Here is an 11,535-nt window from a genome sequence, read left to right as displayed (position 1 = left end):
AAAATAATGACTGAGTTTTCGGATTTGAATCTATGCCCAATTAACAACCGTCAGGGAATTGTAATTGATGGTGAAGATTCAAAGGTTATTTGCAAAGACTAATTTGAAAATTCCAGTTTATCAGCTTCACATCGGGTCAACTTGTCCCGAACTTTTACAACTAAATACCCGCCGCCCACACAGCGGCACACCAAGCAGGAAATCTGAAAAAGGTTGCCTGCTTTTTTTCTGCCCAAAATGAGGTGGCAAAACGCCACCCCATCCACCGATTACCGAAAGGAGTGATACGAAATGCCCTGTCCGCACAATGAAATATCTATTGTGCAGCGAAGCCAACAGCAGTCTGCGGTTGCCGCCGCTGCCCACCAGAGCGGCGAAAAGCTGTTCTGTGAATATGACCAGGAAGTGAAGCACTACCCGGAAAAGCGTGGTATCGTCCACAATGAAATCCTGCTCCCGGCAAATGCCCCACGGTCGTATGCAGACCGCAATACCCTATGGAACGCCGCCGAAGCGGTGGAAAAACAATGGAATTCCCAGCTTGCAAGGAGGTGGGTGCTTACCATCCCCAGAGAGATACCGCCCGACCAATATGCTGTCCTTGTCCGGGAGTTTTGTGAACAGCAATTTGTTTCCACCAAAGGCATGATTGCTGACTTTGCCATCCATGACCCCCATCCGCCGGGACACAATCCCCACGCCCATGTCCTGCTGACCATGCGGGCAATGGACGAACATGGGAAATGGCTTCCCAAAAGCCGCAAGGTATATGACCTTGATGCGAACGGGGAACTGATAAAACTGCCATCCGGCAGGTGGAAAAGCCACAAGGAAGATACGGTGGACTGGAACGACCAGAAGTATTGTGAAATCTGGCGGCATGAATGGGAGGTCATCCAGAACCGCTATCTGGAAGCCAATGACCGTCCGGAGCGTGTGGACTTGCGTTCCTATGCCAGACAGGGGCTTGATATAGTCCCCACTGTCCATGAGGGGGCTGCTGTCCGGCAGATGGAAAAGCGTGGTATCCAGACGAATATCGGCAACCTGAACCGGGAAATCAGAGCCGCCAACCGCCTGATGAAGTCCATCCGGCAGCTTATCCAAAACCTCAAAGGCTGGATTACCGAGCTGGGGGAAAAACGGAAAGAACTGCTTGCACAAAAGGCGGAGGAGGAAGCAACACTTCTTCCCAATCTGCTGATGAAGTATATGGAGATACGAGGAGGGATCTCTTGGAGACAGTACAAGGATATGTGATTTTGAAAGCTGCCACCTTTGAAACCGGACACGGCTTTGCGCTGGGGCATAATCCGGGAGCGCCGAGCCCCTTTGTGACCTGGCAGTTTACCGAGGGGGAAAACGCCCATCGGGATTACTACTGGGGCCGCTATGGAAACAGCCAGGCATGGGCGCAGCGGGACTTTGACCGCCGGGTGGACGACTATCAGCAGCTTTACCATGCGGCGGTCAGACATACCGAGCCGGGATTGGAGGGCGTTTACCGCTATTATTCCACCCAGCGCCCCGTAGACATAGGCACCTATCCGAAGCCGCCGGATAACCAGCCTCTTTCCATCGTCAACTACGATGACGACAGGCGGCGTCCTGTGGCGGACGGCAGGCTGATGGCATGGGGCGAACTGACCTATGCAAAGCCGCTGACCGAAAAGCAGATGGAGGACTACGAGCTGAAACCAGCACCGGGCAATCCTGACCGGGTGCGCCCATCCATTACCGCCCAGCTCAAAGAAGGAACCAGAGGGCAGAAACCCCCGAAGGAGCCCGGCCAGAAGCGGAGCCATAAAAACCATGAGGAACGATAAAGGAGGATCGCCATGCACGAAAAAGACAACTATCTGAAAACCGCCGAGCTCTCCACAGAGCAGAACTGCAACATGATCGACGGCGTACCCAACAACACGCCCACCCCGCCCACGCCCCCGGAGCTGGACGCAAAACCGCTGGACAAGGTAAAGGAGCCCAAAGAGCACCGGAAAGGCCGGGAGCTGGAACGCTGATGGAGAACCGCAAGCGGAATGTCCATCTGCACGTTATGGTAACGCCGGACGAGCTGGCAGCCATCCATGAACGGATGGCCGAGGCGGGCATTTCCAACGCCGGGGCCTATGTGCGAAAAATGGCTCTGAACGGGTATATCCTGCACATCGACCTTGCGCCCGTAAAAGAACTGATCTCTCTGCAACGGCGCTGTTCCAACAATCTCAATCAGGTTGCCATACATGCACATACCTATGGTGTGTACCCGGAGGAAATCGACGGATTGAAGCGGGACTATGAAAAGTTATGGGGCGAGGTGTCAAAGGTGCTGCGGGAGCTTTCCGAGCTGGTGGCAAAGTGAGACGAGGGCGGCAGGCTTCCGTTGTGGGGCTTGCCGCCCTCGTCTTTTTATTCTCACTGTATTGTATGATAGAAAAATTTACCGCAATATGGTAAAATGAAAATATCTATCGAAAGTTGGTGAGATTTGATGAGTGAATATTTAAATGAGGATATATGCCAGTTTAGTAATGATGCTTCTGCATCTTCTTTTGGTTGGAATTTTCAAGCAAATGCAGGCATTTTTCTTTTTTTAAAGTATATGCCAGATGCAGCAGATATTAAAATTGAATCCATATCTCAAGATATTGAAATTACTTTGATTGATGAACGAAAGGTTTTTGCACAGGCGAAATCTGCACAAGATAGCACAACCATCAAAGACCAAAAGGAAAAATTTAAAGATGCCATAATATCGTTAGCACGTAATCCGTATAAAGACAACCAATTGGTGTACATTTCTAATATACCTGATACATTTAAGTCGGCTCCAAATTTTTTTAACAATAGTATTATCCCGTACAATGATTGCTTAGCGGGAATACAGAAAGAGATTGACGATACCATCCTTTCAATCTCAAAAAACATTGCAAAAAAAATAAAAAAAGAAAAAGATCCTCTGAAAATCAGAAAATTGGAACAAATAAAAGTAAAAGTTGAAAATTTCCACAAAGAGAATTTATATATATCAACAATATATCCGTATTACGGTAACGAGAAAAACAGATATACCATTATTGGCGATTCCGTTATAAGTTTTTTGACAGATACCATCGGATTAACAAGAGATGATGCCATTTCCATAAAACAAAAGTTATTGGAGCACTGGCAACTGAATTTTGAACACAACTCTACCATAAAAGATGAGAATAAAAACAAGAAGATTTTGAAAGAAGATTTTACTTGGCCAATTGTAGCTTTTCTGGTTGATGGGAATTTTCCTGATATTGATGATTGTTTATCGTTTTTGCCGGACCAGTCTATAAAAAAAGAGGTTGAACGCATCATGAATGACCCGAAAAGTTTCTATCATGCACGTTACGAATTTACCAACAAAGTCTTGCAACGCTATGCGCAATTTAAAAATCAATCAATAGGGAAAGCAATTAAAAAACCAGAACTTGAATTTATTAAAGAACACGGCGATGAATTTAGAGACGAATTTGTAATGTTGAGTAATGGCGATAATGAACTAACAGAATATCTAACAAAAGTATTTTTATATAGAATACTTACAAGCAACAGAGTAGTCCAAAAGGTATGTAGCGCAGTCGGGGTGAAAGCATGATTATAGAGAAACTTCTATTACGAGAAGGTATGATAGAAAATTTAGACACTTTTTCAGAAAAGAGAAATCTGATTTATTCTAAGACCAACACAAAAGGAAAATCTACATTTGTTAGACTTCTATTTTATGCGTTGGGGTATCCAATTCCTAATATGCGTGGAATTAAATATGAAGATATTATTACGGAGATAACATTTTCTGAAAAAGGGCAAAAATATACTGCCACTCGGGAAAATAATTTGCTTACACTTTTCTCCGAAAACAGTCGCATTGAGTTCACACTTCCCAGTCAGCATATGAGTTTTTTGTCGTTTGTTTTTAAATATGAAAACATCAAAGTTTTAAAAAATTTATTGGGGTTTATGTATGTTGATCAAGACAAAGGATGGACACTTCTAAATCGTGGAACCGTCATTGGAAAGATAAAATTTAGCATTGAGGAATTACTTGCAGGCTTAAATGGAATTGATATAGATGATTTGATCGAAAAGAAAACCACACTCGAACTAAACAGAGACAAATATTTGGCAATGCTGAATATACAAGAATTGAGTGAGCAAGTTTATGAGCAAAACGGAGAAATATTCATTTCAGACATAGAAAAAGAACTCAACGAAAAAATAGCGTATTGTAACATCAAACTTGAAAATGAAAAAAATGCTTTAAAAGAAATTAACTCTGTTCTTCTTAAAGAAAAGCAATTCTTCGACTATATTGATTCAATGAATTTATCCGTGAAACAGGATGATGTTATAATTCCGGTAAACAGGACTACATTGCTGAATTCGACAGCAAATTATGAATATTTACGAGCGCACAGAAGCATTATAGTGACCAACATAGAAAAGTTAAAACGTGAACGTTCCTCTTATGACGTAAAACTAAGTGAATATCATGCCAAAAATGCACAAATAAGCATGTTTTCTGCTGAATCAAAAGATACCCTTGTTAATAAGCAACTTGCCAATTTTAATATTGATCAGACCGTAGTTGAACAGCTTTTAGATGAAACAAAGAGCGATTTGAAGCATGTTAAAGCCGAAATAAAACGAACGATTAAAAATCAAAATTCTTACATATCGAAAATTTATAAATATGTTTTAGAATATGCAACCCAGCTTAATGTTGATGATAAAATGGTAGCCAAAGAGGATTTCATCTTTACATCAGACTTAAAATCGCTTTCGGGTGCAGTTCTGCAAAAAATGGTATTTGCTTTCAAAGTGGCTTTTTTAAAGGTTATAGAAGAAAGCATGGACACAAAATTGTTTATCGTATTGGATTCTCCCAAGGGAAAAGAGTTAGATGATGACAATATGAAGCTAATTGAAAACTTAGTAAGCACCGAACTATGCGACAATCAAATCTTTTTTGCAAGCATTTATGATCTTGAACATGAAAAACTGATAGAAATTAAGAATCGTGCAATTGAAGGCCGAAACAACTAACAAACAGGGAGAGTACAATTTGTACTCTCCCTGTTTGTTAATTGAGGACAGGATTCACTAATCTTTCGCAACATTTATGTCCCCGGGCAGGCATGATAAAATAGAGGTAGGAAGGATAGATAAAGGAGGTTTTGAAGATGAAGATACTGCTGAAAATATTGGTTGCTCCCTTTGCGTTGGCGCTGTCCCTTTTGGCAAAAGCCAGCTATGCCGCTATGACGGGCCGGGAACAGAAAAAAGAAAATGATGTGCTGTGCTATCAGATACGGCAATCCTTCTATCCGGGCGAGATCACCCCGAAGGAGGCGAATCGTATCGGCTATGAGCTGGCTATGCGCTGGACAAAGGGGCGGCACGCTTTTATCGTTACCACGCACACAGACCGCCAGCACATCCATTGTCACATTTATTATAACTCCACCACCCTTGACTGCACCCGGAAATTCCGAAACTTTTGGGGCTCCAGCTTTGCCCTTCGTCGGCTCTCTGACAAGCTGTGCCTTGAAAACGGGCTGTCCATCGTGGAGAAACCGAAGCCCCGGAGCAAGGGCAAGTATCGGAACTATGGGGAGTGGCAGAAAGACCGGAAAGGGCCGCTTTCCTATCAGGACCGACTGCGCCTTGCCATTGATACCGCACTGGCCGAACGCCCCGCCGATCTGGATGAATTTCTTGTTCTGATGAAACGGGCCGGATATGAAGTCAAGAAGGTTCGGGGCGGCGGTATCAGTTTCCGGTTGACCGGGCAAGGGCAGGAACGCTTCACCCGTCTGCGTGCCTCCACGCTGGGGGACGGCTACGACTTGCAAGATGTTCTGGCCGCCATTGAGGGCAAAGAAAAACGCCCCGGGCACTCGGAACGGAAAATCAGTCTGGCGGTGGATATTCAAGCGAAGCTGGCTGCCGGTAAGGGGCCGGGATATGAACGCTGGGCGAAGGTATTTAACATTAAGCAGATGGCTGCTGCCCTTGCTTATATACAGGACAATGGCCTGACCGATTATGAGCAGTTGGCACAGAAAGCCACCGAGGCAGCAGACCGTTTTCATGCCATTTCCGAGCAGATCAAGCAGACGGAACAGGCCATGAAAACCAATGCCGGGCTAAAGGCCGCAATGGTTCAGTATGCCAAAACCCGTCCAGTCTTTGAGCAGTATAAGGCGACGAAGTACAGCCGGAAATTCCTTGCGGAGCATGAGGCCGACCTTGAACTGTACCGGGCTGCACAAGCGGAAATGCGCTCTCTGCTGGGCGGGGCGAAGCTCCCCAAAATGGATGTGCTGAAGGAAGAAGGCCGTAAGCTCACAGCAAAGAAAAAACAGCTCTATGGAGAATATCAAAAGGCACGACGGGATATGCAGGAGATCGTCACGATCAAAGCGAACATTGACACTCTGATGGGCTACACCGAACCGGGAAGAAAGCAGGAAAAGGAGCGTTAAGGTTATGAAAACAAGGAGCAAAGCGACGCTGACACTTCGGGCCATGTTGGCCCGAAGATACGGGTTTGGGGCGAGCCCCAACAAGCCGCCTTTGTGCCACTTGTGGCCACAGAGGCATTGCTTGCCACTTAGCGACAGCCCCTAAAATGGCGCAAAAAAACAGAGGCCCTTATTCTGGAACCTCCGTTTCTCTGGCTTTCTTAATGCCCTCGGCTGTGGCTTCTATTACAACAAGCTCTTTTTCATTCATAGAATTTAGGAGCACATCAATGTGCTTTCTGCAAGAGCTTGACCTTGCCCCTCCGTCCGCATGAATAAACTGGTCAACTGAAACGTCAAACATGGTAATGAGTTTAACAAAAAGGTCGAAACTGGGATACTGACCTTTGTTCTCAATATTCATAATGGTACGGGAGTCACGGTCTACTAATTCCGCAACATAGGCTTGTGTCCATCCCTTTTCTTCTCTGGCTCGTTTGAGAGCCGCCCCGAGGCCGTGAAAGTCAAACCTTCTTTCTTCTTGGTCCATTCTCATATCACCCTATATCATTGTACATTTCGGGTCTGGTTATGAGAATGTAATGAGATTTTACACAAAGTAGTATTTCATTTCATCAATATGCAGCCTCCAACTTGTACTGTTCGAGATAAAGAACTATAATGTACTCTGTGGAGGTGCGAAATGGACTATATGACATTGAAAGAGGCCGCCGAGAAGTGGGGCGTGACACCTCGTAGGGTAAATTATTATTGTGCTGGTGGGCGTATCCCCGGTGCTGTGAAAATGGCCGGTGTTTGGCTGCTCCCTAAAACTGCGGAGAAGCCGACTGATAGGCGCAGAAAGGAAGGAAAAAAGAATAATGAAGATTCTCTTAATTGAAGATGATATAGAAATAAGTGAAATGTTATGTAGCTATCTTATAGCAGAAAATTTTGAAGTTGTCTGCGCTACCGATGGTCAAAAGGCATGTGAGGCTTTCGACATTGGTTCTTATAGTATCGTCTTGTTGGATTTAATGATTCCCAAAATTACAGGTATGAATGTGATGAAGTATATTCGTCAAAAAAGTACGGTGCCAATTATCATCATTTCTGCAAAGGATTCGGATTCCGACAAAACTTTAGGTTTGGGCCTCGGTGCGGATGATTATATTACAAAACCGTTTTCCATAACAGAGGTTATGGCGCGTATTAAAGCAAACATACGGAGAAATACCGAATATGCTGCCGTACAGCCAGAGCAAACGAAACTTGCGTGGGGCCCATTGGTTATGAACTTGGAAAATCACACCGTCACAAAATCAGGCGAGATTATCGAACTGACCGCAAAAGAATTTGATATTTTACGGCTGCTTCTGGAAAACCCACAAAGGGTCTACACAAAGGCTCAAATCTATTCTTTAATTTGGAATGATGCCTATATGGGGGATGAAAATGCCGTCAATGTTCACATCAGCCGTTTACGAACGAAAATTGAGGATGATCCACGAAAGCCACAAGTTGTTATAACTGTATGGGGAATTGGCTATAAGCTGGGAGAACAGAAATGAGCAATGCGACAATTATCTTTTTACTAACCCTCTGTATTATGATTTTAATCTGTATCATTGTGTACCAGCAGTTTGTATTCCATAACGGAACAAAAGCAAAAATACATGAGATCAGCAGCAAATTGAAAGAACTTCTTGACACCGACAGCGACGAAAAAGTGACAGTCTTTACCGATAATAAGGCACTGATAGAGCTTGCAACACAAATCAATCGAATGTTGGAAGATCGGCAAAAAGTAAAAGTTGAGTATCGGCGGGCTGAAATGGCATCCAAAAAGATGTTATCTAACATTTCCCACGACATTAAAACTCCCATGACAGTGATTCTTGGCTATTTGGAGATTATGCGTTTAAACGGAACCCAAAGCAATGAAATGTTGCAAAAGGTAGAAAGCACTGCCCAGCGGGTAATGGGATTGATTACACAATTCTTTACGCTTGCTAAATTAGAGGCTGGCGATACAGATATGCCATTGGAGCGTTTGAATGTGAACGAAGCCTGCCGGGAAAATATTTTGGATTTCTATGAACTCCTTTCACAAAAAAATTTTGAAGTGGAAATTAACATACCCGATCATGTATTGTATGCAAATGCCAATAAAGATGCGTTGCAAAGAATTATGTTCAATTTGATTTCCAATGCAATTCGCTATGGCGGCGATGGAAAATATTTAGGTATGTTTTTGCGGGCAGATCAGGCACATATCTATATAGACATTGTGGACAGGGGCCGTGGAATTGAAAAAGAATTTGCCGATTCGGTTTTTGATCGGCTGTTTATGATGGAAGATTCCAGAAATAGTGCTATGCAGGGAAATGGTCTTGGACTGACGATTGCGAAAAATCTTGCCTTGCAACTCGGTGGCGATATTACTTTAGAAAGTCAACCGCACCAGAAAACAGTTTTCACTATTACGCTCAAGAAAATGGCCTATTAAACCATAGGTCATTTTTTCAAGAAAGAAATTTGTAAGAATTATTCAAGAGTTTTGAAAATCGAACTTTCTATAATGTCAGTAGAAAGGAGGGCAAGACAATGCCATTTATTTTACAAACAAGTGGTCTTTCTAAAAAGATCGGTAGTAAGGCACTTGTCGCTGATGTTAATATTCATATTCCCAAAGGGGAAATTTATGGTTTTCTTGGTCCTAACGGAGCTGGTAAAACCACAGTGATGAAGATGATTACTAACCTTTGGAAACCTACCAGTGGGACTATTGAGGTGTTTGGAGAGGTATTGACTCCAAAATCCTATGAAGTCTTAAAAAGAATGGGAAGTATCATCGAGTTTCCCACCTTTTATGACCACATGACCGGGCGTGAGAACTTACAGCTTCATTGTGAGTATATGGGCTATTACAATGTTGACAGTGTTGAAAGTGCGTTGCAAATGCTGGACTTGACATCAGCAGCCGATCAGCCGGTCAAGAACTATTCCCTCGGCATGAAAGAACGCCTCGGAATTGCAAGAGCCATTATGTGCAAGCCGGAACTGCTTATTCTCGACGAACCCACAAACGGCCTTGATCCAGCAGGAATGAAACAAATCCGTGATTTATTAAAAACACTTTGTTCGGAGTACGGTATTACCGTTATGATTTCAAGTCACATTTTATCTGAAGTGGAGAGTATTGCGGATACCGTTGCTATTATCCATCACGGAAAAATGATGAAAGAAATTCGTATGCAAGATATTGAGGAAATGAACCTCAATTATGTGGAGCTTTCTGTCACGGATGAAAAGCGGGCTGCCTATGTCTTGACTGAAAAGTTGGGTCTGCAAAATTTTAAGATTCTTGACAGCGGTAAAATTCGCATATATGACCATGCAGCGTCTACCCAGCAGTTGACGAAAATACTGGCTCTGAATGATGTTGAAGTTGTGAGCATTGGAAAGAAATCTGAAACGCTGGAGGACTACTTCTTGAAGCTGACCGGGGAGGTGAAATATCATGCTTAAACTCATTAGGCTGGAATGGAAAAAGAATAATGTAGGCAAGTACATTCGCAATGTAGTTATCATGTCGGCTCTGATCTGCCTGTTCATATTTGCCCTTTGCTATTTGGGAATTGCCAATGATCCTGATATGGGTGTTCCTGATGCGGCGCCGGGTAACAGTGCGATTTCTTCCTCTATCGAGCTGTTTACAAGCATGGCTTTTCTGGTGTTTACCAGTGTCATGTTGTCCACATACATTGTGAGCGCCTATAAAAACAAAACCATGAACTTAATGTTTTCGTATCCAATTAAGCGACAGAAAATTCTCATTTCTCAAATGTTAGCTGTATGGATTTTCAATTTCGTGGCTCTGGTGCTGACAAAACTATTCATTTACAGCTGCATTTTACTTGGTTCACAATTCATGGTTTCCTCATTCCCACTGGACTACAACATGGCAAGTATGGGGTTCTATATTCAGTTACTCTTAAAGTCCGTTGTCATTGTAACCATGAGTTTTATCGCCTTGTTTATTGGTATAGCTATGAAGTCCTCAAAAGCTACCATCGTATCATCTTTTCTGCTGATCTTTTTGACACAGGCTAATGTGGGCGATTTTTCTTTGGCGGATAATGCCATTCTTCCTGTTGTACTTATGGTACTTTCCTTAATTTTTGCATCTCTCTCGATTTACAATGTAGAAACTAAGGATTTGAACTAAATGCTCAACGAAATGAAAGTTCTTATAGTGATGCCAACTATAAATTGATATTAAATAGTTATTAAACTGCCGGGCGACGGCAAAAGAAAAAAGCCGTCGTCCAGCAGACACATTTCCATGCGCCTATGAAGCGGCGGCTTTGATTTTCAGAGCCGCCGTTTCTTTTCGTCTATCCTAAACCAACGACGACCTAACACCGTAAGCGCTGAATAACCCACCGTCTTTCCATTCTAGCTAATTCATGCGACAATCATTCTAATCCAAGTGAGTTAAGACATTGGACAAGTTTGGTTCAAAGTGAAGTGTTGCTTGTCCAGTATAAAATCAGCACATCTTTCTGTCATGCGGCTATAAGTATTAAGAAATCCATCAAAGGTTTCAGCCATAGAAGTGACCGCACAGTCATCGTTCACACACTCATACTCATGGGAACATATTTCAAGTTGGACACTTTTTCCCAAAATCGGCAAATCCTGTACTTTACGATTATAAGTTCCATGATACTTATCTGTGAAATAATTACACTTTGGACACTTGCAACTCTTAGATATTGATTTCATTCGTATTAAAATCTTATCTTTTTGTTGTACAATATCTGTTATTTTCAAATCTTTTTCCGGATAAAATTTATCTAAACATAATATGTTATTTGAGTTAGGCATTTCAATTTCTCCTATATACCTTGCTACGTAAAGGTCAAATCCTTCGCCCCACGCCAAATACAGCGCCGCTCATTTGCGGCGCTTGCTATAACACTCAGCCGGAAGATCTTTTGACCATGGCATAAGACTCTCTAACTCTTTTTCA

The 11,535-nt window shown here is 43.1% G+C and carries 13 protein-coding genes and 2 pseudogenes; 13 read left to right on the top strand and 2 right to left on the bottom strand.

What is annotated here, in order from left to right; all coding sequences use genetic code 11:
- From ABCW45_RS17280 to ABCW45_RS17245, 8 genes and pseudogenes are all read left to right on the top strand, one after another.
- Window positions 1–102 (top strand): annotated as a pseudogene (locus tag ABCW45_RS17280) (Type 1 glutamine amidotransferase-like domain-containing protein); the annotation flags it as partial.
- A gap of 189 nt (window positions 103–291) precedes the next feature.
- A pseudogene (mobQ, locus tag ABCW45_RS17275) lies at window positions 292–1,224 on the top strand (MobQ family relaxase); the annotation flags it as partial.
- Window positions 1,225–1,235: 11 nt separating this feature from the next.
- A complete protein-coding gene (locus ABCW45_RS17270) occupies window positions 1,236–1,826 on the top strand; it encodes a defense against restriction DarA-related protein (protein ID WP_343221260.1) in 591 nt (196 codons plus the stop codon).
- Window positions 1,827–1,838: 12 nt separating this feature from the next.
- Window positions 1,839–2,021, top strand: coding sequence for a DUF4316 domain-containing protein (locus tag ABCW45_RS17265; RefSeq protein WP_117485865.1), 183 nt, complete (start codon window positions 1,839–1,841; stop codon window positions 2,019–2,021).
- On the top strand, window positions 2,021–2,362 hold the full coding sequence (locus ABCW45_RS17260) for a plasmid mobilization protein (protein WP_012741672.1): 342 nt from the start codon (window positions 2,021–2,023) through the stop codon (window positions 2,360–2,362). The genes ABCW45_RS17265 and ABCW45_RS17260 overlap by 1 nt, the downstream gene beginning before the upstream one ends.
- A 129-nt stretch (window positions 2,363–2,491) precedes the next feature.
- Window positions 2,492–3,628, top strand: coding sequence for a hypothetical protein (locus ABCW45_RS17255; protein ID WP_117485867.1), 1,137 nt, complete (start codon window positions 2,492–2,494; stop codon window positions 3,626–3,628).
- Window positions 3,625–5,076, top strand: a complete 1,452-nt coding sequence (locus ABCW45_RS17250) for a hypothetical protein (protein ID WP_074441075.1) — start codon at window positions 3,625–3,627, stop codon at window positions 5,074–5,076. Before ABCW45_RS17255 ends, ABCW45_RS17250 begins: the two co-directional genes overlap by 4 nt.
- A 137-nt stretch (window positions 5,077–5,213) precedes the next feature.
- The gene (locus ABCW45_RS17245; RefSeq protein WP_343221259.1) at window positions 5,214–6,518 is read left to right on the top strand and encodes a relaxase/mobilization nuclease domain-containing protein; all 1,305 of its coding nucleotides are present in this window, start codon (window positions 5,214–5,216) and stop codon (window positions 6,516–6,518) included.
- A gap of 169 nt (window positions 6,519–6,687) precedes the next feature.
- On the opposite strand, the gene ABCW45_RS17240 is transcribed toward ABCW45_RS17245, so the two are convergent.
- A complete protein-coding gene (locus ABCW45_RS17240) occupies window positions 6,688–7,053 on the bottom strand; it encodes a helix-turn-helix transcriptional regulator (protein ID WP_173828809.1) in 366 nt (121 codons plus the stop codon).
- Window positions 7,054–7,200: 147 nt separating this feature from the next.
- Here ABCW45_RS17240 and ABCW45_RS17235 point away from each other — a divergent pair, with 147 nt between their 5' ends.
- The 5 genes from ABCW45_RS17235 (at window position 7,201) to ABCW45_RS17215 (ending at window position 10,728) form a co-directional block, all read left to right on the top strand.
- Entirely contained in the window at window positions 7,201–7,398 is a 198-nt protein-coding gene (locus ABCW45_RS17235) for a helix-turn-helix domain-containing protein (protein WP_015515114.1), read from the top strand.
- A complete protein-coding gene (locus ABCW45_RS17230; RefSeq protein WP_343221258.1) occupies window positions 7,379–8,068 on the top strand; it encodes a response regulator transcription factor in 690 nt (229 codons plus the stop codon). Before ABCW45_RS17235 ends, ABCW45_RS17230 begins: the two co-directional genes overlap by 20 nt.
- The gene (locus ABCW45_RS17225) at window positions 8,065–9,006 is read left to right on the top strand and encodes a HAMP domain-containing histidine kinase (RefSeq protein ID WP_118643593.1); all 942 of its coding nucleotides are present in this window, start codon (window positions 8,065–8,067) and stop codon (window positions 9,004–9,006) included. Before ABCW45_RS17230 ends, ABCW45_RS17225 begins: the two co-directional genes overlap by 4 nt.
- 98 nt (window positions 9,007–9,104) lie before the next feature.
- On the top strand, window positions 9,105–10,028 hold the full coding sequence (locus ABCW45_RS17220) for an ABC transporter ATP-binding protein (RefSeq protein ID WP_117614004.1): 924 nt from the start codon (window positions 9,105–9,107) through the stop codon (window positions 10,026–10,028).
- Window positions 10,021–10,728 (top strand): ABC transporter permease, encoded by a 708-nt coding sequence (locus ABCW45_RS17215; RefSeq protein WP_343221257.1) that lies wholly within the window; start codon window positions 10,021–10,023, stop codon window positions 10,726–10,728. Before ABCW45_RS17220 ends, ABCW45_RS17215 begins: the two co-directional genes overlap by 8 nt.
- A 269-nt stretch (window positions 10,729–10,997) precedes the next feature.
- On the opposite strand, the gene ABCW45_RS17210 is transcribed toward ABCW45_RS17215, so the two are convergent.
- Window positions 10,998–11,390 carry a transposase family protein gene (locus ABCW45_RS17210; protein WP_343221255.1) on the bottom strand — a complete coding sequence of 131 codons (393 nt, stop codon included), beginning with the start codon at window positions 11,388–11,390 and terminating at the stop codon, window positions 10,998–11,000.
- Between the last annotated feature and the right edge of the window lie 145 nt (window positions 11,391–11,535).

It is taken from the genome of Pilosibacter fragilis (assembly GCF_032490495.1).
Taxonomy (GTDB): Bacteria; Bacillota; Clostridia; order Lachnospirales; family Lachnospiraceae; genus Pilosibacter; species Pilosibacter fragilis.
The sequence above is the reverse complement of the archived record's forward strand: the minus strand, read 5'-3'. Positions and strand labels throughout refer to the sequence as shown.

Excerpts from the sequence above, each read along its gene's own strand:
- ABCW45_RS17235 (WP_015515114.1), top strand. The coding sequence starts at position 7,201 with ATGGACTATATGACATTGAAAGAGGCCGCCGAGAAGTGGGGCGTGACA.
- ABCW45_RS17250 (WP_074441075.1), top strand. The coding sequence starts at position 3,625 with ATGATTATAGAGAAACTTCTATTACGAGAAGGTATGATAGAAAATTTA.
- ABCW45_RS17215 (WP_343221257.1), top strand. The coding sequence starts at position 10,021 with ATGCTTAAACTCATTAGGCTGGAATGGAAAAAGAATAATGTAGGCAAG.
- ABCW45_RS17230 (WP_343221258.1), top strand. The coding sequence starts at position 7,379 with ATGAAGATTCTCTTAATTGAAGATGATATAGAAATAAGTGAAATGTTA.
- ABCW45_RS17210 (WP_343221255.1), bottom strand. The coding sequence starts at position 11,390 with ATGCCTAACTCAAATAACATATTATGTTTAGATAAATTTTATCCGGAA.
- ABCW45_RS17255 (WP_117485867.1), top strand. The coding sequence starts at position 2,492 with ATGAGTGAATATTTAAATGAGGATATATGCCAGTTTAGTAATGATGCT.
- ABCW45_RS17240 (WP_173828809.1), bottom strand. The coding sequence starts at position 7,053 with ATGAGAATGGACCAAGAAGAAAGAAGGTTTGACTTTCACGGCCTCGGG.
- ABCW45_RS17260 (WP_012741672.1), top strand. The coding sequence starts at position 2,021 with ATGGAGAACCGCAAGCGGAATGTCCATCTGCACGTTATGGTAACGCCG.
- ABCW45_RS17265 (WP_117485865.1), top strand. The coding sequence starts at position 1,839 with ATGCACGAAAAAGACAACTATCTGAAAACCGCCGAGCTCTCCACAGAG.
- ABCW45_RS17225 (WP_118643593.1), top strand. The coding sequence starts at position 8,065 with ATGAGCAATGCGACAATTATCTTTTTACTAACCCTCTGTATTATGATT.
- ABCW45_RS17220 (WP_117614004.1), top strand. The coding sequence starts at position 9,105 with ATGCCATTTATTTTACAAACAAGTGGTCTTTCTAAAAAGATCGGTAGT.
- ABCW45_RS17245 (WP_343221259.1), top strand. The coding sequence starts at position 5,214 with ATGAAGATACTGCTGAAAATATTGGTTGCTCCCTTTGCGTTGGCGCTG.